The sequence below is a fragment of the Arthrobacter sp. MYb214 genome (assembly GCF_002979865.1).
Taxonomy (GTDB): Bacteria; Actinomycetota; Actinomycetes; order Actinomycetales; family Micrococcaceae; genus Glutamicibacter.
Map to the genome: position 1 here is coordinate 20,598 of NZ_PCPZ01000005.1, position 24,355 is coordinate 44,952.

At 61.8% G+C, this 24,355-nt stretch carries 23 protein-coding genes; 9 read left to right on the plus strand and 14 right to left on the minus strand.

The features are described from left to right. Positions 1-116: 116 nt before the first annotated feature. A complete protein-coding gene (locus CQ012_RS12900) occupies positions 117-473 on the plus strand; it encodes a zinc ribbon domain-containing protein YjdM (protein ID WP_105658014.1) in 357 nt (118 codons plus the stop codon). A gap of 135 nt (positions 474-608) precedes the next feature. Here the strand turns inward: CQ012_RS12900 and CQ012_RS12905 are convergent, their stop codons facing one another. After that, the gene (locus tag CQ012_RS12905) at positions 609-1,205 is read right to left on the minus strand and encodes a CGNR zinc finger domain-containing protein (protein WP_105657972.1); all 597 of its coding nucleotides are present in this window, start codon (positions 1,203-1,205) and stop codon (positions 609-611) included. Positions 1,206-1,293: 88 nt separating this feature from the next. Here CQ012_RS12905 and CQ012_RS12910 point away from each other — a divergent pair, with 88 nt between their 5' ends. From CQ012_RS12910 to CQ012_RS12920, 3 genes are all read left to right on the plus strand, one after another. Then, positions 1,294-2,364 carry an LLM class flavin-dependent oxidoreductase gene (locus CQ012_RS12910; protein ID WP_286134251.1) on the plus strand — a complete coding sequence of 357 codons (1,071 nt, stop codon included), beginning with the start codon at positions 1,294-1,296 and terminating at the stop codon, positions 2,362-2,364. Between the two features lie 60 nt (positions 2,365-2,424). Continuing rightward, positions 2,425-3,054, plus strand: a complete 630-nt coding sequence (locus CQ012_RS12915) for a cysteine hydrolase family protein (protein WP_105662391.1) — start codon at positions 2,425-2,427, stop codon at positions 3,052-3,054. Between the two features lie 153 nt (positions 3,055-3,207). Further along, a complete protein-coding gene (locus CQ012_RS12920) occupies positions 3,208-4,590 on the plus strand; it encodes an FAD-dependent oxidoreductase (RefSeq protein WP_105662392.1) in 1,383 nt (460 codons plus the stop codon). On the opposite strand, the gene CQ012_RS12925 is transcribed toward CQ012_RS12920, so the two are convergent. From CQ012_RS12925 to purS, 5 genes are all read right to left on the minus strand, one after another. Further along, positions 4,582-5,253 (minus strand): NADPH-dependent F420 reductase, encoded by a 672-nt coding sequence (locus tag CQ012_RS12925; protein ID WP_105662393.1) that lies wholly within the window; start codon positions 5,251-5,253, stop codon positions 4,582-4,584. The two genes, CQ012_RS12920 and CQ012_RS12925, sit on opposite strands and share 9 nt — an antisense overlap. A gap of 16 nt (positions 5,254-5,269) precedes the next feature. Continuing rightward, entirely contained in the window at positions 5,270-6,313 is a 1,044-nt protein-coding gene (locus CQ012_RS12930; RefSeq protein WP_105662394.1) for an LLM class flavin-dependent oxidoreductase, read from the minus strand. Between the two features lie 244 nt (positions 6,314-6,557). Further along, complete coding sequence (purL, locus tag CQ012_RS12935; RefSeq protein ID WP_105662395.1) at positions 6,558-8,873, minus strand: phosphoribosylformylglycinamidine synthase subunit PurL; 2,316 nt, start codon at positions 8,871-8,873, stop codon at positions 6,558-6,560. Then, positions 8,870-9,622, minus strand: a complete 753-nt coding sequence (purQ, locus tag CQ012_RS12940) for a phosphoribosylformylglycinamidine synthase subunit PurQ (protein WP_102598680.1) — start codon at positions 9,620-9,622, stop codon at positions 8,870-8,872. The genes purL and purQ overlap by 4 nt, the downstream gene beginning before the upstream one ends. Next, on the minus strand, positions 9,622-9,873 hold the full coding sequence (gene purS, locus CQ012_RS12945) for a phosphoribosylformylglycinamidine synthase subunit PurS (RefSeq protein ID WP_102598679.1): 252 nt from the start codon (positions 9,871-9,873) through the stop codon (positions 9,622-9,624). Before purS ends, purQ begins: the two co-directional genes overlap by 1 nt. Before the next feature lie 220 nt (positions 9,874-10,093). Here purS and CQ012_RS12950 point away from each other — a divergent pair, with 220 nt between their 5' ends. Next, positions 10,094-10,504, plus strand: a complete 411-nt coding sequence (locus CQ012_RS12950) for a YchJ family protein (RefSeq protein ID WP_286134680.1) — start codon at positions 10,094-10,096, stop codon at positions 10,502-10,504. Between the two features lie 3 nt (positions 10,505-10,507). Here the strand turns inward: CQ012_RS12950 and CQ012_RS12955 are convergent, their stop codons facing one another. Next, positions 10,508-11,500, minus strand: a complete 993-nt coding sequence (locus CQ012_RS12955) for an ankyrin repeat domain-containing protein (RefSeq protein WP_105662396.1) — start codon at positions 11,498-11,500, stop codon at positions 10,508-10,510. A gap of 179 nt (positions 11,501-11,679) precedes the next feature. Between CQ012_RS12955 and CQ012_RS12960 the strand changes: the two genes are divergently transcribed. Next, positions 11,680-12,810, plus strand: a complete 1,131-nt coding sequence (locus CQ012_RS12960) for a methyltransferase domain-containing protein (RefSeq protein WP_105657980.1) — start codon at positions 11,680-11,682, stop codon at positions 12,808-12,810. Here the strand turns inward: CQ012_RS12960 and CQ012_RS12965 are convergent. From CQ012_RS12965 to CQ012_RS12975, 3 genes are read right to left on the minus strand one after another with little or no spacing between them, the layout of a single operon-like run. Further along, positions 12,807-14,384: a cation:proton antiporter gene (locus CQ012_RS12965; protein WP_105657981.1), complete on the minus strand. Its 1,578-nt coding sequence runs from the start codon at positions 14,382-14,384 to the stop codon at positions 12,807-12,809. The two genes, CQ012_RS12960 and CQ012_RS12965, sit on opposite strands and share 4 nt — an antisense overlap. A gap of 48 nt (positions 14,385-14,432) precedes the next feature. Further along, the gene (locus tag CQ012_RS12970) at positions 14,433-14,864 is read right to left on the minus strand and encodes a hypothetical protein (RefSeq protein ID WP_105662397.1); all 432 of its coding nucleotides are present in this window, start codon (positions 14,862-14,864) and stop codon (positions 14,433-14,435) included. A 32-nt stretch (positions 14,865-14,896) separates the two neighbouring features. Then, complete coding sequence (locus CQ012_RS12975) at positions 14,897-15,796, minus strand: 3-methyladenine DNA glycosylase (RefSeq protein ID WP_105662398.1); 900 nt, start codon at positions 15,794-15,796, stop codon at positions 14,897-14,899. 77 nt (positions 15,797-15,873) lie between these two features. Here CQ012_RS12975 and CQ012_RS12980 point away from each other — a divergent pair, with 77 nt between their 5' ends. From CQ012_RS12980 to CQ012_RS12990, 3 genes are all read left to right on the plus strand, one after another. Further along, positions 15,874-16,428, plus strand: coding sequence for a DinB family protein (locus tag CQ012_RS12980; protein WP_105662399.1), 555 nt, complete (start codon positions 15,874-15,876; stop codon positions 16,426-16,428). Positions 16,429-16,649: 221 nt separating this feature from the next. Further along, positions 16,650-17,999 (plus strand): TIGR01777 family oxidoreductase, encoded by a 1,350-nt coding sequence (locus CQ012_RS12985; protein ID WP_105662400.1) that lies wholly within the window; start codon positions 16,650-16,652, stop codon positions 17,997-17,999. A gap of 153 nt (positions 18,000-18,152) precedes the next feature. Further along, positions 18,153-19,283 carry a ferrochelatase gene (locus CQ012_RS12990; protein ID WP_105662401.1) on the plus strand — a complete coding sequence of 377 codons (1,131 nt, stop codon included), beginning with the start codon at positions 18,153-18,155 and terminating at the stop codon, positions 19,281-19,283. Between the two features lie 231 nt (positions 19,284-19,514). Here CQ012_RS12990 and CQ012_RS12995 read toward each other — a convergent pair whose 3' ends face one another. From CQ012_RS12995 to CQ012_RS13010, 4 genes are all read right to left on the minus strand, one after another. Further along, a complete protein-coding gene (locus CQ012_RS12995; protein WP_146112963.1) occupies positions 19,515-19,895 on the minus strand; it encodes a twin-arginine translocase TatA/TatE family subunit in 381 nt (126 codons plus the stop codon). A gap of 160 nt (positions 19,896-20,055) precedes the next feature. Then, a complete protein-coding gene (locus CQ012_RS13000; protein WP_146112964.1) occupies positions 20,056-21,456 on the minus strand; it encodes an LCP family protein in 1,401 nt (466 codons plus the stop codon). 167 nt (positions 21,457-21,623) lie between these two features. Further along, positions 21,624-22,517 (minus strand): LysR family transcriptional regulator, encoded by an 894-nt coding sequence (locus tag CQ012_RS13005; protein WP_105657988.1) that lies wholly within the window; start codon positions 22,515-22,517, stop codon positions 21,624-21,626. A 335-nt stretch (positions 22,518-22,852) separates the two neighbouring features. After that, positions 22,853-24,277, minus strand: a complete 1,425-nt coding sequence (locus tag CQ012_RS13010; RefSeq protein WP_105662403.1) for a CitMHS family transporter — start codon at positions 24,275-24,277, stop codon at positions 22,853-22,855. Positions 24,278-24,355: the final 78 nt, after the last annotated feature.

Sequence of the window (24,355 nt, forward strand, 5' to 3'; positions counted from 1 at the left end):
AGGGCAGGAAGTGTTCAAGGCCTGGGGTTCGTGCCATTTCCAGCGCGGAATTCCGGGGATTATTCGATATCCGATTCATTCGACATGGGGCATATCCGGTCACTAAAATCAGCTTCATGTCTGATACCTTGCCACCGTGCCCTGACTGCTCCAGCGAGTACACCTACGAAATGGATGCCCTGCTTGTCTGCCCAGAGTGCGCACATGAATGGAACGCTGAGGCCGAAGTAGCCGAAGCTGTCGAAGCTGTCGAAGCAGTGATCAAGGATGCTGTCGGCAATGAGCTGCAGGACGGAGATACCGTCAGCATCACCAAAACCATGAAGGTCAAGGGCGCGCAGAGTGCGCTGAAGGCTGGAACCAAGGTGCGCAATATCCGCTTGGTCCAAGGCTCTGGCGACCATGATATCGCCGCCAAGGTGGACGGCTTCGGCCAGATGGAACTGAAGTCTTCCATCGTCAAGAAGATCTAGGCGTTCCGCCCGCAGTTCCTCAGGCTCCCAGCATCTACGGATGGTGGGAGCCTTTAGTGTTCCATGCTGCTTGGCACGTGCCACGGCATGCAAGGTGCTCGGCTGCGCCGCCGGCGGGAATCCTCAGGCCATGGGCTAGGCGGCAGAAGAATCCTGCTGGCTCTTCTTCTTGGCGTACGAACGGGCCGCCCGCACGCGATCACCGCAACGCGTGGAGCACCAATGCCGGCGGCCATGGGTCTTGAGCAGGTAGCGGGTGCATGGCTCGGCTTCGCATTGGGCCAGCAGGCCCGCTTCTTCGCTGCTCAGAAGTGCTGCGGCGTCCTCGGCAAGTCGCGACATGGCGTGCTCGGTCAATTGCGTGGCGGGGTGTTCCAATGCGCGGAAGAATCCTTTGTCCGGCTCATGGTGCAGCAATGGGGTGCTCGGTGCTGCCAGCAGTGCGGCGTTGATGCCCTGCAGCACTTCCCGGGCCACGGGCGTGCCCGTGGCGCTGGCATGGAAAGCTTTCCTGATCTGGCTGCGAAGGGTGACCAGCCGATTCTGGCAATAGCTTTGCAACGCTGCTTCCTGGGGCACGAGACCCCGCACGATGAGCCATTGCGTGGTGTCCTCCGGGCTAGCCAGCGCGTCGAAGCTCTTGCCGCCAGGCAGCTGGATTTCGCTGTTGGCCAGATCAATGCTGCAGTGCTGCGCGGTTCCGGGGCTCGGGGGAAGGGGCATCTGGGACATGTTCCTCATGGTATCAGTATTGCTTTACCGTGATCACCTGCTAGTGTTTATATCACGGTAAAAAATAGAAATAACATGAGAAAAGAGATTGACCTTGCAGCCAGTGCCACGATTCGGCTCCGCTCCCTTCGCCCTGTCGGTTCACACCGGAGGCGGACCCGGTGTAGGGCAAACCGCCCAAGATGGCCTGCAGGACACCATCGATATCGCCAAGGCTGCGGATCAATCCGGATATCACCGTTTCTGGATGTCCGAGCACCATGCCATGCCCGCGCTGTCCGTCGCATCGCCGCTGCTGATGATGGCCCGGCTCACCGCCGACACCCAGCGGATCAGGTTGGGCGCGGGCGGAGTGATGCTGCCTAACCATGCGCCGCTGGTGGTCGCGGAGCAGATCGGCATGCTCGAAGCGCTGGCTCCGGGGCGCATCGACCTGGGAGTCGGGCGCGCGCCAGGAACCGATGGGGCCACCGCGGCCGCGTTGCGCCGCGGAACCGGAGCCAACGAAACCTTCGACGAGCAACTGGCCGAGCTGGTGGGATTCCTGAATGATGATTTCCCCGCAGGGCACCCCTACAGCGAAGTCCATGCAGTGCCCGGCCCGTGGCAGAACGAGCAGAACCGCCTGCCCGCACCGGAAACGCAGACCCCGTTGTGGATCCTGGGCTCCTCGCCGTATTCGGCGCAGCTGGCCGCGCGGCTGGGCCGGCCCTACGCCTTCGCCTTGCAGTTCGGCGATGCCGATATCGACACCGCGCTGCGCATCTACCGCGAGAACTTCGTGCCTTCGGCAGTGCTCGACCGTCCGTACGTGCTCATCAGCCAAAGCGTCATCGCGGCCGAGGATCCAGAATACGCCCGTGCCGAGGCCTCGACCATGGCGATGGCCATGCTGCGGATGTTCAAGCGTGAACCCTTTGCACTGCTATCCGCCCAGGAGGTCGCAGGATATCCGGCCACGCTCAATGAGCGAGCGATCATTGACATGTACACCAACCGCACCCTGGCCGGCACGCCTTCCGAAGTGGCCCAGCGCCTGGAAGCGCTGCAGCAGTGGACTGGAGCGGATGAGTTGATGATGGTCCTTGGCAGCCACACCCCTGGCGCAGCGGTGCAAACCGTGCAGCTCATGGCCCAGCACTACCGGCCGGCTAAATAAAACCTGAAACACCCGGTGCCGTATGGCGCCATCTCGACACATCGGAAAGAGGAACTCACTATGTCCGCACCACGCAGAGCACTAATCGTCATCGACGCACAGCAGGAATACTTTGATGGCCTGCTACAGATCCAGTACCCGGATCGCGAGCAGTCGGTAGCCACCATCGCCAATGCCATGGACGAAGCGGCAAAGGCCGGGATCCCGGTGGTTGTCGTGCAGCACCAAGCGCCCGAGGGATTCCCCGTCTTCGCCCCGGAATCCGCTACCTATGCCCTGCACCCGCAGATCCAGGATCGGATGGAAGCTGCAGAGCACCAATTCTCCAAGAACTATGCCAGCATCTTCGCGGGTACAGGCCTGGAAGAGTGGCTTCGCGAGCGTGAAATCACCACGTTGACCCTGGTGGGCTACATGACCAATAACTGCGTGATCGGTTCTGCCGCGGCTGCCGAACCGCTGGGGTTCGCCGTGGAAGTGCTCTCCGATGCTACCGGCGCGATCGACATTGTCAACGCTGCCGGTTCCATCCCCGCCCAGCAGGTGCATGAAACCCTGATGGCCGTGCTGAATTCCAGCTGGGCTGCGGTGGCCCCGACCGCTACCTGGATCGAGGCAGTGGCCTCGGGTGCTGCACTGCCCGGCGATAACCTCATCGAATCAGCTGCTCGTGGCCGTGCCGGCCAATAGCCAGGTGAGCGTCCTGTAACTGGCGGATCGCATCTTGCAAAGGGTGTGGTCCGCCATTTTTCATCTCCGGGCTGTCCGGGCAAAGGTTGACGCAAGCGGCCTGCGCGAACAAGACTCGTGCTAGGACAAGACGGCGACAGCTAGGGGATTATCGTGGGTTCAGCAAGCGCGGACGGACAACTCGACGCGATCATCATAGGGTGGGGCAAAGGCGGCAAGACCCTGGCAGGTACCCTGGCCAAGGCAGGACAGCGGGTGGCGGTGATCGAGCAGTCCTCCCAGATGTATGGCGGCACCTGCATCAATATCGGTTGCGTGCCGACCAAGGCCTTGATCCATGATGCCGAATCCCGGGATGGCGCCGGATACGACCAGCAGGTCTTCCAGGAGGCCGTCCAGCGCCGGGACAAGCTCACCGCCATGATGCGCGCCAAGAATTTCTCCATGCTCGACGACCTGGAGTCGGTGCTGGTGGTCAATGGCAAGGCCGCATTCACCGGGCCTCGAAGCATCAAGGTCAGTGCCGGTTCCGAAGAGCTGGAACTGAGCGCAGGGAAGATCATCATCAACACCGGCGCGCTACCTGCGATCCCGGACATCGAAGGAGCGCAGATCGGCGGGCGGGTGCATGACTCCACAACGATCCAGCATGCCCAGCTGCCCAAGGCCCTGGCTGTGGTGGGCGGGGGATATGTCGGCATCGAGTTCGCCTCGATGTTTGCCCAGTTCGGATCGAAAGTCACCGTGCTGGATCGCGGGAGCCGTGCGCTGTCCAAGGAAGACCCGGATGTGGCCGGGGAAGTCCAGGCCTGCCTGGAAGATGCCGGAGCCGAGATCATCAGTTCGGCTTCGGTGCGTTCGATCAGCCAGGACGAGCAAGGCGCCACCGTCAGCTACGAGCGTCGGGGCGAGGTGCACCAGCTGCAGGCGGATGCCGTGCTGATTGCGCTTGGGCGCGTGCCGAATACTGCCGGTCTGGGGCTGGAAGCCGCCGGGGTCCAGACGGGCTCCCGCGGGGAAGTCGCGGTTGACGAGTTCCTGGCCACCAATGTCGAGGGCATCTATGCCCTGGGCGATGCCAACGGCGGACCCCAGTTCACCTATGTCTCGCTCGATGACCACCGGGTCTTGGCCAGCCAGTTGCTGGGAGACGGATCACGCAGCACCAAGGACCGGGTTGCTGTTCCGTACACCATCTTCACCACTCCGCCGCTGGCTCGCGTTGGCTTGAGCCAAGAGCAGGCAGCGCAGCAGGGGTTCCAAGCCAAGATCGCGGTGAAGAAAGTTTCCGAGATCGCCGCGATGCCGCGCCCCAAGATCGTGGGCGACCCGCGGGGCATCATCAAGTTCGTCATCGATGCGCGCAGCGACCAGATCCTCGGAGCGGCGCTGATGCACGTGGACTCCCAGGAGGTGGTCAACCTGGTGGCATTGGCCATGCGGCAGCACATGACTGCCGCTGAACTGCGCGACCAGATCTTCACCCACCCCTCGTCCACCGAAGCGCTGAACGAGGTGCTCGCGCAGCTAGGCTGAGGCCTGGACCTGCGCGGCATCGATGAGTTCGGCGAGCTCGGCCCGCGGCTTGTTCGCGCCGAAAGCAGGCTGGCCCGGCTGCAGGCGCAAGCCTTCAGCCAAAGGGCCGATCGGCAGCGGATCAAAGCCGAAATCATCAACGATCAGTGCTACCTGATCGACGTCGGCGCCCAGATCACCGGCGATCGCGATGGCCTTGCGGCGCTCGGCGCCGGCTGGACGGGACTCGTCCTCGAGGTCGTGGTAGCCCATGTGGTTGAAGGCCTTGACGATCCGCGAACCTGGCAGGAACTCCTGGATCAACTTGCTGGTGGACACCGTGGGGTCGTTAAGGTCCTCGCGGATGCCGTCGGTTTCCCACCAGTAGTTCATGGCATCGATAACCAGCTTGCCTTCAAGCTCGGCAGCCGGAATATTCTGGTACTTTCCCAGAGGCAAGGCCAGTATGGCAATGTCGGCTTCCCGTGCGGCGGTTGCCGGATCCACGGCCACGGCACCCGGAGTCAGGATCTCAATGGTCAGGGCAATGGCGCCGGGGTCGCCGGAACCGGCGATGAGCACCTTGTAGCCGGCCTGCAGGGCGCGGCGGGCCAGGACCGTGCCGATCTTCCCGGCGCCCAGGATGCCGATGGTCTGCTGTGTCATTTTCTCTCCTTCAGGCATGTCTTCGAATCCGGGTTTAGCTCTCGGCAAGCATTTCGCGCACCAACGGGATGACCTTCTCGCCGTAGAGTTCCACTGCACGCAGGCGGGCGCTGGCTTCTACTGCGCCGCCCGAGTAGATCAAATCGAAACGGCCGATATCCAAGGTCTTGATGGTCTTGGCGATCTTGCGCGCCACGGTTTCCGGAGAGCCCACGTACAGCGATCCTTCGCTGATTTCGTGCTCGAATTCGCCGCGGCTCATTGGGCTCCAGCCACGGGACGCACCAATGCGGTCACGCTGTTCCTTGTAGGCGTCGAACATGTGCTCGCGGGCCAACTCGTCGGTATCTGCCACGAAGCCGGGGGAGTGCAGGCCCACCGGCAGGGTTGGGTGGCCGAACTGGTCGTTGGCCCGGCGGTACAGGTCGATGTAGGGTGCGAAGCGCTCGGGGGACCCGCCGATGACAGCGAGCATCATGCGCAATCCGTAGTGCGCCGTGCGGATGACCGACTGCGGGGAGCCGCCCACGCCCACCCAGGTGTTCAGGCGGCCGGACTCGGTCTTCGGGAAGACTTCCATATCCTCCAGCGGTGCACGCTTGGTTCCCTGCCAGGTCACCGGCTTCTCGTCGAGCAGCTTGTGGAAAAGGTCGATCTTCTCGTCGAAAAGCAGTTCGTAGTCAGCCATGTCATGGCCGAACAACGGGAAGGACTCGGTAAAGGAGCCGCGGCCCAGCATGACCTCGGCACGTCCGTTGGACAAGGCATCTACGGTGGCGAAACGCTGGAAGACGCGGACCGGATCGTCGGAAGACAGCACGGTCACGCCGGATCCGAGGCGGATCCGCTCGGTCGCCGTGGCAATGCCCGCCAGAACGGTCTCGGGGCTGGAGATGGCGTATTCGGGGCGGTGGTGCTCGCCGACAGCGATCACATCGACGCCGGCCTGATCGGCCGCGATGGCTTCCTGGACCGTGGCGCGGATGCCCTGGGCATGGGTTACCAGCTTGCCTGACTTGTCGCTGGGTACGTCGCCAAAGGTGTCGAGGCCGAATTCGATGTTCTCGAAGGCGTTCATTGCGTGCTCCCTGTAGTCCAGAACTTTGTTGATGCATCAATCATGACTTAAAGTTATTGACGTGTCAACTATATCCGGAAATTGTGCCTCGACCGGTCTCCAGCCCAGCCGCACAGGCGCCAGAACGCATCGGACTCGGGGCTGGAGCAGACCCTGGAGCACTGCTTAGCGCCACATCATCCAGGCATGCAAAACGGCGGCTCTCCTCGATGAGGAGAACCGCCGTCCAGGGGTGGGCCAGAAACTAGCCGAAGTACTTCTTCATGGTGCCCTCGGAAGCCTCGCGCAGCTCGTCCACCGATACGGTGAACTCGCCCTGGACTTCCAGGGCGCCGGACTGCGCATCGACAATGCCCATGCGGGCCACGGTGACACCGCGGGCGCTGGTCATGTCGTTGAAGCGGACCTCTTCGCTGCGTGGAACGGCAACCAAGGCGCGGGCCTGGGTCTCCGAGAACAGCGCGGTGAAGGAATCGATGCCGTCACGCTGCTTGATCTCGTCCAGGGCCACGCGGGCACCGACGCCGTAGCGCAGGACCATCTCGGACAGCGCTGCAAGCAGGCCGCCCTCGGACAGGTCGTGCGCGGCGTCGATCATGCCATCGCGGCTGGCATTGATCAGGATTGCGCCCAGTGCCTTCTCGGCTGCCAGGTCGACCTTTGGCGGCAGGCCGCCGAGGTGGCCGCGCAGGTTGGCGAACTCCGAGCCGTCCAGCTCATCGGCGGTGGTGCCGATCAGGTAGATGGCCTGGCCGTCGGCCTCTTCGCGCCAGCCCGAAGGGGTGCGGCGGGCGACGTCGTCGAACTTGCCCAGGGTCGCCACCACAGGCGTCGGGTGGATGGCCTTGTCGCCGGTCTGGTTGTACAGCGAGACATTGCCGCCGGTGACCGGTACGCCGAGCTCCATGCACGCATCGGACAGGCCGCGGATGCCCTCGGCCAGCTGCCACATGACGTCGGGGTCCTCCGGGGAACCGTAGTTCAGGCAGTCCGAAACCGCCGCAGGGATCGCACCGGAGGTGGCGACGTTGCGGTAGGACTCGGCCAGCGCCAGCTGGGCGCCGGCATACGGGTCCAGGTAGGTGTAGCGGCCGTTGGCATCGGTGGCGATGGCCACGCCGAGTCCGGTGGACTCGTCGATGCGGACCACGCCGGCATCATCCGGGGCGGCCAGCGCGGTGTTGCCGCCGACGTAGCGGTCGTACTGGTTGGTGATCCAGGACTTGTCGCACATGTTCGGGCTGGCGATCAGCTCCAGGGCGGCGGCCTTCAGCTCTTCGCCGGTAGCTGGCAGGTTGGCGCCGGCTTCCGAGGACTTGAAGGTGTCAGCCTGCAGCGCATCCTGCCACTGCGGGCGGGCATACGGGCGGTCGTAGACCGGGCCGTCGTGGGCGACGGTCTTCGGGTCCACGTCCACGATGACTTCACCATTCCAGGTGATGATCAGCCGATCGGTGTCGGTGACCTCGCCCAGCCAGGAGTACTCCACGTTCCACTTGGCCATGACGGCCTCGAACGCTTCGATGTTCTGCGGGGTGACTACGGCCATCATGCGTTCCTGGGACTCCGACATCAGGATTTCGCCCGGGGTCAGGGTGGAGTCGCGCAGCAGCACGTTGGTCAGCTCGACCTGCATGCCGCCTTCGCCGTTGGAAGCCAGTTCGCTGGTGGCGCAGGAGATGCCTGCGGCGCCCAGGTCCTGGATGCCCTCGACCAGCGAGGCCTTGAACAGTTCCAGGCAGCACTCGATGAGCACCTTCTCGGCGAACGGGTCGCCCACCTGCACCGCAGGGCGCTTGGAGGGCTTGGTGTCGTCGAAGGACTCCGAGGCCAGCACCGACGCGCCGCCAATGCCGTCGCCACCGGTGCGCGCACCGAAGAGCACGACCTTGTTGCCCACGCCCGAGGCATTGGCCAGGCGCAGGTCTTCGTGGCGCAGCGCGCCAACTGCCAGCGCGTTGACCAGCGGGTTGCCCTGGTAGATCGGGTCGAAGACGGTTTCGCCGCCGATGTTCGGCAGGCCCAGCGAGTTGCCGTAGCCGCCGATGCCCGAGACGACGCCGTGCACTACGCGCTGCGAGTCCTCGTGGTCGATCGCGCCGAAGCGCAGCGGATCCATCACGGCGATCGGGCGGGCGCCCATGGAGATGATGTCGCGCACGATGCCGCCGATGCCGGTAGCGGCACCCTGGTACGGCTCGACGTAGGAAGGCGAGTTGTGGGACTCGATCTTGAAGGTCACGGCCCAGCCGTCGCCCAGGTCGGTGACACCGGCGTTTTCGCCCATGCCGACCATCAGGTCCTTCTTCATTTCCGGGGTGACCTTCTGGCCGAACTGGCGTAGGTGGTTCTTGGTGGACTTGTACGAGCAGTGCTCGGACCACATGACCGAGTACATGGCCAATTCAGCGGCGGTCGGACGACGGCCCAGGATCTTCACGATCTCGGCGAACTCGTTGTCCTTCAGGCCCAGCTCTGCCCATGGCAGTTCTACATCCGGGGTGCCCGCTGCGTTATCGACGGTGTCGATATTGAATTCCTTAGTGGCTTCCTGGCTCACTTTTTGCCTCCAACAAGGTGGGTCAGAACACTGGTGAAGAATGCCAGCCCGTCGGTGCCGCGGTGGTCCGGGCCGAAGCCGGCCTCAATGGCGTGCTCCGGGTGCGGCATCAGGCCGACAACGTTGCCGGCCTTGTTGCTCACGCCGGCGATCGAGCGGCGCGAGCCGTTCGGGTTCCAGCCCACGTAGGAGAACGCGATGCGGTTTTCAGCTTCGAGCTCGTCCAGGACCTTCTCGTCGGCCACGTACTGGCCATCCTGGTTCTTCAGCACGATGGTGATTTCCTGGCCGGCTTCGAAGCCGTTGGTCCATGCGGTCTGGTTGTTCTCCACGCGCAGCAGCTGATCGCGGCAGATGAACTTCAAGTGGTCGTTCTTGATCATCGATCCGGGCAGCAGGTGCGACTCGGTGAGGATCTGGAAACCGTTGCAGATGCCCAGCACGGGCAGCTTGGCATCGGAGTTCGCGGCATCTGCGATCTTCGCCATCATCGGTGCGAAGCGGGAGATCGCGCCGGCGCGCAGGTAGTCGCCGTAGGAGAAGCCGCCGGGGATCACCACGGCGTCGACATCCTGCAGGTCGGTGTCGGCGTGCCACAGGGACACCGCTTCGGCACCGGCTGCGCGCACGGCGCGAGCGGCGTCGCGGTCATCGAGGGTGCCCGGGAAGGTCACCACGCCGATGCGCGCTCCGGAAAGTTCAGTGCTTGGCGTTGAATAGTCGCCAATCAGGGGAAGTTCGGCGCTCATTAGTCTTCGAATACCTCGACGTTGACGACATCTTCGATCACCGGGTTGGAAAGCAGGGTTTCTGCAGCCTCGCGAGCCTGGGCGAGGATTTCTTCGGTCACCTCGCCGTCCACGGACAGTTCAAAGCGCTTGCCCTGGCGGACAGCTTCGAAGGAGGTGAAGCCTAGGCGGGGAAGAGCTCCCGCGATGGCCTTGCCCTGAGGGTCAAGGATTTCTGGCTTGAGCATGACATCTACAACGATGCGGGGCATCCGGCATATCTCCTGTTGGCGAGGTTAAGTTAAATGCCACACGGAGATGCCGTCTCACACCAGGGGGATTTGGCGCTCCGCGAGCTTGCCTTCATAGTCTACCCGTGAATGTGATGGGGAAAACGTCCCTGTGCGCGATAGCACCGATATCCTGCGGTTTAAGTCATGTGATCTTAGGCTCACGGGTTGTCGAAGCGCGCTCGACGCGTATGCTGAAACTGTGAAAAATGCTAGTCAAACCGTCTGCGCCTGCCGAGTCCTGGACGCTGTGAAGCCGTCCTACGAAAACTGCTGCAAGCCCTTGCATGACGGAAGGGAAGATGGCTCCTTGCTGCCGCAGACCGCGGAGCAGCTGATGCGCTCACGCTACAGCGCCTTCGTGCTGGGGCTGTCGCAGTATTTGCTGGCGACCTGGCATGAGAGCACGAGGCCCAAGGAACTGGACGTGGATTCGCGGATGCGCTGGACCGGCTTGGAGATCATTTCAACCCGTGCTGGCGGCGCGGCGGCCTCCCGCGGGGTGGTGGAATTCGCTGCGTACTATCGCGACGGCCGGCATGAAGCGCAGCAGCGTGAGGTCAGCACCTTCGTGAAGCAGGACGGCGCCTGGTTCTACCTCGACGCCCTCTAGGATTCAGCGCTTGGCTGCAGCCTGCAGCATGGTCAGCATCTGGCTCTGCTGGCGTTCACGCGCTAGCTTGAATGCATCAGAACCGGAGTGGTCCTCCAAATGCGGGTCCGCCCCGTTGATAATCAGCAAACGCGCGATGGTGATGGCATTGGCGGTGCCCTGGCCCAGGACAATGGTTTCGTGCAGGGCCGTCCAGCCCAGGTCATTAACCTGGTCTACCGGGATATCGGTGCGGAGCAACTGGCGCACGGCCTGAACCCGGCCATTCTCGCTGGCGACGGTCAAAGCGGTCCCGCCCATGCGATTCACCGCCGTGAGGTCGGCCCCGCCGTCAATGAGAAGCTTCAGCGTTTCAACCTGGCCATTGGCGCTCGCGCGCAGGAACGGCGACTCGTAGAAGTCGTCCTTCTTGTCGGGATCCGAGCCTGCTTCGAAGAGGGTCTTGGCGATGGCAGGGTTCTTGTTGATGACTGCACGCATCAGCGCGGTGCGACCGGCCTCGTCCTGCGCGTCGAGGTCAGCTCCATCCTTGAGCGCCGCCTTGACGTCCTTCAGCTTGCCTCGATTCACTGCAGCGAACAGCTGCGTGGTGGCCTTGGACATTTCGGCCGCTGAACTGGGAAGCGCCTTGATGGAGGCACCAGTGTTGGCACCCGAGGCCAGGGGCGACAGCGATGTCTTGGAGCTTTCGGGCTTGGCCGGAGTGCCGGCGGGCTGCTTGGCTGAATTGCTCGGAGTCGTGGTGGGAGCAGTGGCATTGTTCCCGGTTGGAGCCGGAAGCGGGACGCTGGAGCTTGCTGCGGCCTTGCTCGGAGCGGGCAGGGATTTTTCGGTGGCACTGCTGGAAGACGGGGCGGGAACCGGGGTGGAAGAAACTTCATGAGCCTGGGGTGAAGAAGCGGCGCAACTCGTGCAGGCGCCGATCGCGGCAGCAAGGGGGAGTGCAAGCAATGCAATGCCACGGCGATGCGTGGATAGCCCGGTATGAAGTGCCATCTGTCCTTTCGCGGTTAAACAACCCTTCCCCGTATGGCTTTCGCATCATGCAGGGATTCTGCTCAGTAACTTTTGATCAATTGCGAGCTTAGCGGCCAAAGCTGAAAATTTGCGGTCAATCAGCGCCAAGATTTCTCTGTGCTCGGTGCCGGCCGATCTTCGCTAAAATCATAAGCACCATGGAATGCCTTTACTTTTCTGCCTCCCGTTGCCGCTCATGCACCTTGATGACGGTGCCTTACGCCCAGCAACTGCAATCTAAGGTAGCGGATTGCCAGCAGCTGCTGGCCGGCTTCCCAGGCCTGGAATTCCTTCCGCCCCAAGCCAGTAGCGAACAGGGCTTCCGCAACAAAGCCAAAATGGTCATTTCCGGAACCACCGGCCAGCCGACCATCGGCATCCTGGATGCCGACGGCCACGGTGTCGATCTGCGCAACTGCGGAGTCATCGCAGCACCGCTACGTGCCGTATTCCCGGTCATCGAGCAGTTCATTCATGATCTGAAGCTCATTCCCTACGACGTTCCCAAGCGCAAGGGCGAACTCAAGCATGTGATTCTCACCCTGTCGGATACCGGTTCGGTGATGGTCCGTTGGGTATTGCGCACCAAGAAGCATTTTGTGGCACTGCGTGATTCGCTGCCGCAATTCCTTGAGCAGCTTCCACGCCACAGCGTGGTGTCGGTGAACTTCTTGCCTGAGCACAAGGCAGTGCTGGAAGGCGAAGAAGAAATCATTCTTACCCGCCGAACCACCTTGGAATTCGGGCTGAACGGCGTACCGATGCACCTGCGCCCCCAGGGCTTCTTCCAGACCAACAGCGAGATCGCTGCCGCCTTGTACCGGCAGGCCCGCCAATGGATCAACGATGCCAACCCCGAAAGCGTTTGGGATCTGTACAGCGGGGTGGGTGGTTTCGCACTGCATTGCGCTACCGAGGACCGTACCGTGTACGGCATCGAGACCAGCGGGGAAGCCGTTGAATCGGCAAAGACCAGCGCCAAGACCATGGAGCTGGATGACATCCATTTCAGGGTCCAAGACGCAACCGAATTCGCGCTGGGTGCCGGCTGGGCGCCAGAGGCGGTAATCGTGAATCCTCCGCGCCGCGGTATCTCCGCAGAGCTATCGAAGTGGCTGAACGAGTCCGATGTCCAGCACATCATTTACTCCAGCTGCAACGCGAAGTCACTGGCCAGGGACCTGGAGCGTTTGGAGAACTACGCTCCGCAGCAGGCTCGCGTCATGGACATGTTCCCGCAGACCAGCCACTACGAAGTCATCGTGAAGCTGGAGCGCAAGGCCGCCTAGCGATCCAGGGTTGCGGTGCGTCGGTCAAGGCGGCCGACAATCTCGTCAACGATGTGCGGGTCGATATTCGGTTCGCGGCGGGCCTTGAGCAGCTCGTCGCGGGCGGCTTCCAGGGCGATGGCCTGGATCGAATCGGCCTTGGCGATCACCGCGCGAATCTGCGTGTACTTTTCGTCCGAGATCGCATCGTGCGGATCCGGGTCCTTGGCCAGGATGGTATGCAGCGAGTTCATGCGCCGGCGCACTGCCTGCTGGTAATTCTCCGGCAGCTCTTCGAGCTGCACGTTCTTGCGCAGCGCCGCCAGTGCGACAGCCTCGGCGCGACGGGCCAGGGCCCGGCGGGCACGCTTGGCATCTTGCTCGTTGTTGCGCAGCTTCAGCACGCGCATCAGCGCTGGCAAGGTCAGGCCCGGGAGCACCAAAGTGCACAGCAAGACGGAGCAAGCGGCGACCACCACGAAGTTGCGTCCCTCGATGGCCGATCCATCCGCTGCGACCTTGGGCAGTGCCAGGGCCAAGGCCAAAGTCGCCAGCCCGCGCATGCCGCACCAAGTGAGCACCAGCGCATCCTTGCGCGCAGGAATCTTGGGCTTGCTGCGGTTGGGCAGGTAGTAGGTCGCCAGCATCCACAGCGCACGCACTGCGATGACCACGAAGCAGATCGCGGCGATGCCCGGGATGAAGCCGATCAGGTTGCTGCCTTCCTCCTGGATCACCTGGTTCATCTCGATGCCCATCAAGCCGAAAGCCAGGCCGGTGGCCAGCAGCTCGAGCACTTCCCAGAAGGATTGCCGGGTTAGGCGTTCGGCAGAGTCCTGGGGGCGGTCCCGCCGCACCATTTCAAGGGCCGTCACCACCACTGCGATGACCCCTGAAATATGCAGCTCCTCCGCAATCATGTAGACCGCATAAGGTGCCACCAAGGTGGCCGCGCAACGCGCTGCCAGGTTGGGAACGAAACGGTTCAAGGCGCCGATGGCCCAGCCCATGGCCAGACCCAGGACTACCGCCCCTGCGGCACCGAGCAGGAACTGCGGAATGATTTCGAGTCCGACTTCCGAGCCATTCAGGGTTGCCTGGACGGCCAGCTGGAAGATCACGATGGCCATTGCGTCGTTGAACAGGCCCTCGGTTTCCAGCAGGGACGTCAGGCGCCGCGGCATTTTCACCTTGGTGGCAATCGCATCCACCGCGACCGGGTCAGGCGGGGCCACTACTGCGCCCAACGCCAATGCCAGCGGAATGGAAGCGATGGGGGAGAAGGCCAGCGCGGTAGCGGCCACGGTGCCTGCTGTCACCACGATGAGCACCACGGCCAGCCGGATCAGGGCCTTCCAGCGGAAGCGGAACACCGACCAACTGCTGCGCTGGGCCGTAGCGAAAAGCAAAGGCGGCAAGAAGATCGGCAGGATCAGCTCGGGCTCAATATGCATTTCGGGCATGAACGGCAAGAAACCTGCCAGCGTCGCGAAAATCAGCATCAAGATCGGGTAGGGCAATTTAATGCGTTCCCCGATGCCGACAATCAAGATCGTGGCGAATAGCAGCGCGATAACCAGCAGGAAAAACTCCATAGTCTTACTATTCTAGTTTCTCCGCGCAGTTATTCAGGGGTTATCGACTCATGTTTTCACGGAACCGAGTAGAAATGAGGCGGCATCCCAACGATCGATGGCGCAGCCGTTATGCCGGGAAAAGCTCGTATTCACCGTCTCGCCGTGCAGGGTTCCGCTTATTTCGGCCCGTTGCGGTCCACCGTATATTTCGGTGCAGATTTCCTGGGGATCAACTTCTCCGGCAATGGCACCGGGTTCAAGCTCGAGCTGCAAGCAAGCTTTGGATGCGTTCGGCAATGTGCTGGATTCAGCGGCTTGTTCGCCGGTGCATTCCAGGGAGTACTGCTGTGAAATTTCGCTGCCGTCATCGCGAATGGTGATTTCCAATTGGGTCTGCGGCCCCTGTCCGATGCTGGTGGCGCAGGAAGCCAGCGAGAGGCTCATGCAGCCGAGCGCGATACCGGCCGGAATCAGGCGAAGGCCCCGTGCAGTAACCATGGATCAATCTTGCCTGCGGCCGCGAATAAGTTCTAGTCTTCCGGGAAGATTGGCAGGTTGTTGGCGACTTCCAGCAATTGATTGCGCAGCGAGTCGGCACGTTGGGCAAATTCCTTTTGCAATCTCACGTACGCGGCCTTGCCCTCGGGAGTTTCAATGCGGATGGGTTCATGGCCCCAATCGCCCAGATCATAGGGGGACGCCTGCATATCCATGGTGCGAATGTCCCAGGCGAGCTCGAAGCAGTCCATGACCAAGTCGCTTGGCACCGCAGGGGAGAGCTTATAGGCCCACTTATACAGATCCATGTTGGCGTGCAAGCAACCGGGCTGCTCCAGGTCGCGCTGGGTTTCCCTGGTCGGCTGCAGCTCGTTGAGCTCGATCGCCTGGGGAGTGTAGAAGCGGAATGCATCGAAGTGGGTGCAACGGATCTTGTGGGTTTCCACCACTTCGTCGGTTCCCTGCGCACCCAAGCGCAGCGGGAGATATTCATGGCGGATGCCGTTGGCCTCGGATTTGTAGGCCATCGCCCATTCATGCAGGCCGAAGCAGGAGAAGTTTCCTGGCCGCTGCGCGGTGCCGGCCAGAATGATGCGGGCGAACTCGATGGCTCGGGCGCGCGCCTTGCCGAATGCCTCCGCATCGAAGTGGTATCCCGTACCGTGGCCGGTTTGGACTCTGCGGTAGAACTTCCACTCGCCGCGTTCTTGGGCCGCGTCTCCGGCTAGAACCACGTTCATCCCTGGATGCCAGCGGTAGAGCTGGCCCGGCTTTTGCGTGTAATAGGTGAACAGGAAGTCCTCGATGGGATGCTTCTTGCCCTTCATCCGCCGTTCCACGAAAGGTTCGCCAAAGGCCCGAGCCCGTGCTTCATGCTCAGCGGCAGGCGGCATCCACTGCGAGGGTTCCAAAATGGCGGCGGTCAGAGGCATACTTCTAATTATTCAATTCATGGGCCGATGAAACCAGTTTGGTACGCCAACTCACACTTCTCGCAAAGGGGTACGCCATGGAAATCCTGCCTCCCTGGGAACCGCCAATGAGCGGCTCCGACCAGCAGCATCTGTTCGGGATGCTTGACAGGCTGCGCGCCACTTTCAGATACAAGGCCGACGGGCTGGACATCGAACAGCTGGCAACCAAGTTGCCCAGCAGCCAGCTCAGCCTGGGCGGATTGCTCCAGCATCTTGCCCTTGTCGAAGATGAGAAATTCACCTACTTCATTGCCGGGCAACGACCTGAAGTCCTCCTTGGGTTCACTGCCAACGGGCGCGAGCACTTCGTGGTTGATCTGGAAGAGGATCCGGAGAATCTTTATCAACGCTACGACCGGGCCGTGGCCAAAAGCCGGGGAATCCAGCAGTCCGTTATCGAGGAAGGGAAGCTGGACACGGACTCGGGGTTGGCATTCGATGGCAAGCATGCGTCGATACGCAGAATCATCTGCGACCTGATTGAAGAGTATGGGCGGCATGCAGGGCATGCGGATCTCTTGCGTGAAGCCATCGACGGGCGGGTGGGCGAGGATCCTCCCTTCGGCTATCTTCCTGCATGGTATGCCTAGCTTTCTGGTTGCATTGGCAGCCGCTTCGGGCAACAGCCGGCCCGTTAGTTGTCCGCAATCAAGCTCTGTCCAGAAGTTCTTGTTCCTGCTCCAAGTCTGCCGGGGTAGCGTGCTGCAGGAAACCGAGGGATTCATTGCGGCGCCGGACCAGACATTGCGACGGAATTCAGCAATTTCCCATCCTCGGGAACCGGCCTGCCTGAAGCCTCTAGGATGGGGCCATGAACACTGAGCGCTCCAGCCAGCTGCCGGCATCTGCATCCGTTGTCTTCGACTGGTTCTCGCGACCCGGGGCCATGCAGCGGCTCTTGCCGCCGTGGCTTCCGCTGAAGGTCATTGAAGAAGCCGGTTCGCTGAAGGACGGGACGGCCGTGCTGGGCCTTCCCGGCGGAGTGCTGTGGAATGCCAAGCACCAGCCTGAGGGGTTCGCGGAGAACCGCAGTTTCGTCGACCAGCTTGAACCCGAAGGGGTTCGCGGCCTTCCTGCCCGGGTGGTGCAGTGGCGGCATGAGCATTACTTCGAGCCCGCGGGCGCACAGTGCACGACCGTGGGCGACTGCATCCAGTCGAATATGCCAGGACGGCAGATCGAATCGATGCTTGCATACCGCCACCGCCAGCTGGCAGACGATTTTGCCGCACATCAGCGGGCGGCGCAGGCCGGGTTGAAGCCGCTGGTGATAGCGCTGACCGGTTCAAGCGGATTAGTCGGACAGGCTTTGTGCGCCTTCTTGTCCACCGGCGGGCACCGGGTCGTCAAGCTCGTGCGGCACGAGCCGGAATCGGCAAGCGAACGGCGCTGGAATCCGCTGGATCCTGACCCGGGCCTGCTCGATGGCTGCGACGCGGTCATCCATTTGGCCGGAGCCAGCATCTTCGGCCGGTTCAGCCAAGCACATCGGCAGGCAATTCTCTCCAGCCGCATCGAACCGACCCGATCCCTTGCCCTGCTGGCGTCACGTTCAGGTGTCCGGACCTTCATCAGCGCTTCGGCCATCGGATTCTACGGTGCTTCAGCCGGACCGCACCCATTAGACGAGACCGATTCCCCGCGGGCCGGGACTCCGGATTTCCTGGCTGACGTGGTGGACCGCTGGGAACGTGCGGCGAATGCGGGGGACAGCGGCATGCGCCGGGTGCAGATCAGGACCGGTATCGTGCTGAGCCCCAAAGGCGGGATGCTCGCCGTTTTGCGTCCTGTATTCTCCGCAGGCCTGGGCGGTCCCCTGGCAGGGGGAAAGCAGATGCTTTCGTGGATCGGGCTTGATGACCTGCTGGACATCTACCATCGCGCGCTCTGGGATTCGCAATTGACAGGTCCGGTCAATGCGGTGGCACCGCAGCCGGTGAGCAACGCCGAATTCACCAGGGCCTTGGCGCGCGCAGTGAGGCGGCCTGCCATCATTCCGGTTCCTGCCGCGGCTCCCAAATTGCTGCTGGGAGCCGAAGGGTCCCACCTTCTGGCCATGGCTGATCAGAAAATTGTCCCGCGCAAATTGCTCGATGCCGGTCATCAGTTCCGCAATGAGCGCATTGAGCTGGAACTGGCTCATAGCCTGGGTAGTCGTTAGGGGTCGGCGACGCCCGCTGGCGATTCGGAGGCAAAGCAATTATTGTTAGCTTGGCTAGATAAAAGCTAATCTAGGTAATTGCTTGCGACTGCCAGCTCCGGGGAATTTTGCCCATGGCGGCAGTTGCCCGAGAAGAAAGCGTGGACGATCCCGATGGGAAACATGCAGGTAGCGCCGTTTGATGCAGTTGTGCTGATGTCCTTTGGCGGGCCGGAAAAGCCCGAAGATGTCCTGCCCTTCCTGCAAAACGTTACCCGGGGACGAGGGATTCCGGACGAGCGCCTTGAAGAGGTGGGCGAGCACTACTACATGTTCGGCGGAAAATCTCCGATCAATGAGCAGAACCAGGCTTTGCAGCAAGCCGTTCAAGAGGAATTCGCAGCCCGCGGCATCGATACGCCACTGCTCTGGGGGAACCGGAATTGGGAACCGTACCTCACCGAAGTGGTCGGAAACCATGCGCGCAGGCACGGCTCGAGAAGGTTCCTGGCCATCGATACGTCGGCCTACTCCTCATATTCCTCGTGCCGGCAATACCGCGAGGATTTCGCCGGAACTGTGGCGGCACTGCAAGAAGAGGGCCTCGAGGTGGTGATCGATAAAGTCCGGCAGTACTACAATCATCCGGGATTCGCTCATGCGCAGTTGGACTGCGTGCGGAAGGGATTGAAGGAATTCAAGCAGCTCGTCGGCGGCCTGGACCGCAACCGGCACAAGATCCTATATGTCACCCATTCGATCCCTACTGCGATGCAAGAATCATCGCAGAAGTTCACCGCCGGCTACCAGCGGCAGCATGAGGAGCTCATGGCCTGGATTGGCGGGGAACTAGCTGGTGAGGAGCAGCTGGATGCCGAACTGGTGTACTGCTCCCGTTCTGGATCCATGCACACTCCCTGGCTGGAACCGGACATCAATGACCGCATGCGCGAGCTTGCGGAAACTGGAACTGAGGGCGTTCTGGTTGTACCCCTCGGATTCGTTTCGGACCACATGGAGGTCAAATTCGATCTGGATACCGAAGCGGCAGATACCGCGCGCGAGTTGGGGATGGCGTTTCTCCGTGCCGGCAGTGTTGGCACCTCACCGTCGTTTGTCAGCGGCTTGGTCGATCTGGTCCTGGAACGGGCAGCGCAAGTGCGTGGCGAGCAGCCGGAGTCATCGACCATCGCCGGAAGCAAAGCGCTGGGCCCGGGCAGTGGCGCCTGCTCCCTGAATTGCTGTGAAGGCACTACTAGGAAAAAAACCGTTCCGAATTGGAGCGCCGGCGTGCCTACAGGCTAGGCCGGCAGCAGGCTGGTGGCCGATCCCGGGAATCCTTTTTCGGCCGGCCATCACGGTTGGCCGACGAATCAGCGAAGCTGGACCGATTGCGGATAGATGCCGGAATCCGTGCGATCCGGATGAAGGAACCGGGTGGAGCTTTGGGGACTGCGATGAATGAATTCTGTCCACCGGATCCGTATTCACTGCTCGCGCGGTCAGCGGACACTTGCGGCAAGGAGCAGTGGCGTCCTAAGTGCTTTCGTCGTCAAAAGGGGCCGGACCGGAGGGTTCTGGCGGTGATGATGCACTCCTGGTCTCGGGTCCCCTTGAGCGGGCAGAATCCGGGAATCCTTGGACAGGCGGCTCTTCGAGTTGATCTCGCAGCACTTCGCTGATGATCCTTCGAGGATCATATTGCCGCAGATCGAACTTCTTCAGATCCATGTCCGCGAAATCCTCGCCAAGCTCCTCGCGGAGTTGTTCCTGGGCACCAGAGGCGAGTCGGCGCAACTCGCGAATCAGCGTGGCTAGTTTCCTTGCGTAGTCGGGCAATTTTTCAGGTCCGAGCAGCACGGCCGCCAAAATGGCCAGCACGATGAATTCATTGCCATTGATGCCTGCAATGCTCACTGTGAATCACCTCGCTGCAAGGGACGCGGTCAAACGGAATTGGCAGGTGCAGCCCAGCCGGAATACGAAGGCCAACAGCCGCGGGCAAACGGAGATTCGCCTGGCAGCCATCGCGGCATGGCAGGATTTTCCGGTGGCGCGGCCTGCCCTTGGGGCCGGCTCAGCCGCAGAGTTTCTGGTCTGCTTTGCGGCTGTTCACCTTGACGGGCTGCTTTTCTGGCCGCCCCAGGTTTTGGTAATCCTGGCCCAGGATCAATTCGATGCTTTCGACATCGGCGACTGTTGCCTCGATGTCGAGATCGACTGCCTTGGCGAATGCGTCGGCTGTTTTCCTGGCTGCATCAGTATCCGGAATCAGCAGCCGTGTTTGCGCCTGCAAGGACGCCGCGGTAGTGATTGAAGTGACGGTGAAGCCTTGCTCCGTGGCTTCGTTGGCGAATTTGCCGGCCAGTCCGCTCACTCGCGCTGCGTTGGCTATGCTGACAGGAAGCTGCCGGGCGGAGGTTTTCGCCGTGGCAGTTTCTCCTGCATCGGATTCGGAGCCGGATTCGGACTCGGAATCCGGATTCACCGGGATGTCTTGCTTGATGCGTTCAAAGATGAGGGTCGCGTCGGGAGCCGGGACAACCCGGTTGGCGTTTGATGGTGCAGGCTGGGTCGGCATGGTCATGAAGGTGATCTTGTCCGTGGGAACGTCCTTGACCCGCGCAGCCAATCCTGCAAGTTCCGGTAGCGAACTCAGTTCCGGGTCAACGGTCATCGAGGAGGTAATCGCGTCAAGGAAAGAGTAGAGCCGGTCCGGGCGTGCGAGAACTTCCTTGCTGGTGGCACGCTGGACTATTGCGGACATGACCTTCTGCTGGTTTCCGAGCCGAGCGAGGTCGCTTCCATCGCCAAGGGCATGGCGGGTCCTGGCCAGGGCAAGCGCATCGGTTCCGTCCAGCTCCTGCAGCCCGGCTGGAAGATCCAGGTTCGCTTTCGGATCGGTCATTGGCTGGGCCAGGCACACGCTGACTCCGTCGAGTGCGTCGATGATTGAAATGAATCCCTCGAAATCCACCTCAATGAAGTGGTTCAGGTGAACTCCGGTGAGCGTTTCCACCGCGGCGACAGAGCATGCGGGACCGTAATTCAGCGCAGAATTGATCATGCCGTATCCTCCGGCATAGGCGCCGGACCCGGTATCCGCGCAGGCCGGGCGCTGCAATACGGTATCGCGTGGGATCTGGACCGCCTCGATGCGCTCGTTGCCTGGCGACAAGTGGACAAGCAGCATGGAATCGCTGCGTCGGGAACCGTTATCCGTGCCGAAGCCGGTGGAGCTGAAATCCCGGCTATCGGAACCGAGCACCAGCAGATTCAGGCCTTCGCTGGAGTCCGGGACATCCGCTTCAGACGCCCTGAGCGCCGAGACGGAAATATTTCCCTGCAGGCGCAGGAAGGCAATGCTGGTCGGCACAACTACTGCTAGCACCAGCGCCGCTGCAATGATGGCAGCTACCCGGCGCCGCGGCCGTTTGGAACTACGCCTGGAAGAGGAAGGTGTTCGTTGGGAATTCACGATCTTGCTCTCCTTGGTAGGACCATGGCCGGATTACCCATCAAGCTGACCACGTGGAACGCCGCTGGAACCAATAGCATGATTGATTAGAGCCATGCATGCAGCGCATGAAAGGCCGATTTCGCGCGCAGGTTCAGGAGAGCGGAAACCGCCTGGAGATCTCTGTCTCAGAGGTATTCGAGGAATTCGCCCAGCGCCGGATTGCGGTATTCTTCGCGGCGGTAGATGACGCCCAGGGGCCTGCTGGCTGGCAAGCTCAGCGGGACCTGCTTGCCGCCGAAGATCACGGCGGTGCTGGCCATGATCCGTGGAACCAAGGTGATGCCGCCGGCGGCGATGCCCAGATGGACCAATGCGTCGCGTTGCGTTGTGGTGATGAGCCGCGGAGCGGTGGCCTTCAAGCTCCGGTAAACTTCGTCGGTGATCTTGCGAATCGAGGTGCCCTGGGGGAGGGTGGCCAGAGTCAGGGAATTGAGCAATTCAGTGCTTAGCCCAGTGTCCGGGTCCACCTCGGTATCCTCGGATACGACCGCCGAGAATTGCTGATCGCGCAGGGATTTGCCGATGAGGTCCGCGGGGATGCGCTCGTTCACGCCAAAAGCCACATCGGCACGATTCAGGCGAAGCGCATCGGCAAGCTGCTCATCGTCCTCCACGCTCAGGATCTCTATCCGGACACCGGGGTGCTGGCGATGGAAGGGGCCGATGTACTCGGGCATGATTCCTCCAACCAGGGAGGGCAACCCCGCGATGCGCAGGGATCCGGTGGCCAATGCACGCGTGGAGGAGGCGATGGTTCCGATCGCGGCGACTTCACGCAGTGCCCGGCGGCCGGCAGGAATGATGCTCCGGCCAACCTCGGTCAGCACCATGTCCCTTCCAGCGGCCCGGAACACGGGCATGCCAAGAGTGCGCTCCAACGCGCTAATGCGCCGGGACAAGGAGGGCTGGGAGATGCCAAGGATATCCGCGGCGGCGGTGAAGGAACCATAGTCCACAATCATGACAACCGCTTCGAGCTGGGCCAGGGAGATGCTGTTGTCCAGAGGTTCTCTTTCCATGCGTTGGAGCCTTCCTTTGCGTCGGGAGAAGACGGTCGAATTCGCGGTGTGGCCCAGTGGCGGGTCCATCCGGTCCAGGGGAAGCACGCGCTGTGCACGTCTTGCCCTGCCTCCAGTTTTTCACGGGAAACTGTGCTTGCTGAACCGGCGCCCTGTGCAGACCGTCAATGGCTGGCGGGAAGAAGCAACTGGGTGCTCGAATAGCTGCATGCGGCAGCCTCCGGCGGGCTGCCAACAGGGTCAGCCCGGGTTAAACACCGGACTCCGTGCCACCCGCTTGGAAATGTCCGGGTGGCACGGAGCCTGGCTGACGACGGACCTTTGGTCCTGGGGCGTTAGCCCATGTGGATGACACCAAGGAGCATGCCCGAAGCGAGCATGACCAAGGAGACCACCAACGCACGCCACAGCACCTTCTTGTGGTGATCGCCCAAGTCCACACGAGAGAGCGACACCAGCAGCAAGATGGCTGGAACGAGCGGAGACTGCATGTGCACTGGCTGTCCGGTGATGGAGGCGCGAGCCATATCCACCGCTGGTACACCGAAATGCGCGCCGGCTTCGGCGAGAACTGGCAAGACGCCGAAGTAGAAGGCGTCATTGCTCATCAGGAAGGTAGCTGGAATCGAAATCAGCCCGGTCAGTACTGCCATGTATGGACCCATGGAGGTAGGAATGACATCCACCAGCCACTGGCTCATGGCATCAACCATGCCGGTGCCGGAGAGCACGCCGGTGAGCACTGCCGCGGCGAGCACCATGGAGACCACGGCAATGATTTCGCTGGAGTGCGCGGCGATCATCTTCACCTGGTCGGAGACCTTGGGGAAGTTGACGATCAAGGCGATCGCGGTTCCCACCATGAACAGGTAGGGCAACGGAGTGACATCGACTACCAGCAGCACCATGATGGCGACGGTCAGCGCCAGGTTGAAGTAGAAGGTCTTGGGGCGCAGGGTCTCGCGATCCGGATCCAGGACGGTGCCGTCCAAGGTGGAAGCTTCGGTGCCATCGCCCTTGCGAGCCACGGATTCCAGTACGGCCAGGTTGCCTCCGGCAGGGGAAGTGCCAGCAGGGCTCTTTCCTCCGGTTGGGGTGGAAACGTTGCCGCCACCGAGTTCGGTGCCCCAGATTTCCGGACGCTCGCGCTGCAAGCGGCGGCGTTCGGATACGCCCATCTGCCATGCGAACAGGGCAATGACAATGAGGGAAATTCCCAGCGCAGGGAGCATCGGCACGAAGATTTCCGAGGCGTCAACACCTAGTGCCGCTGCCGCGCGGGCCGTTGGGCCGCCCCAGGGAACGATGTTCAGCGTGCCATTGGTCAGGCCTGCAACACAGGTCAGGACCACTGGGCTCATGCCCAGGCGCTGGTAGATCGGCAGCAGTGCCGCGGTAACCACAATGAAGGTGGTCGAGCCATCCCCATCGAGGGAAATTACGGCGGTGAGCAGCGAAGTGCCCATGACGACCTTGGCAGGGTCGTTGCCCACTAGCTTCTGGATGCCGGAGACCAATCGGTCGAACAAGCCGACGTCGATCATGATGCCGAAGTACATGATGGCGAACATCAGCAGGGCTGCGGTACTGGACATGTCCTTGACCGCGTCCATGACCATGTCGCCAAGGCCGAATCCAGCACCGGTGAACAAGCCGAAGATGGTTGGAACCAGAATCAATGCCAGCAGCGGCGTCATGCGTTTTGTCATGATCAGCACCATGAAGGTGGCGACCATGAGGAATCCGAGTACAACGAGCATTGACCCGACCTCCATTTCAGTGTGAGTGAATCCTTAGTCCCCACAAGCTAGGAGGGGCACCCATTCAAGGTACGTGTC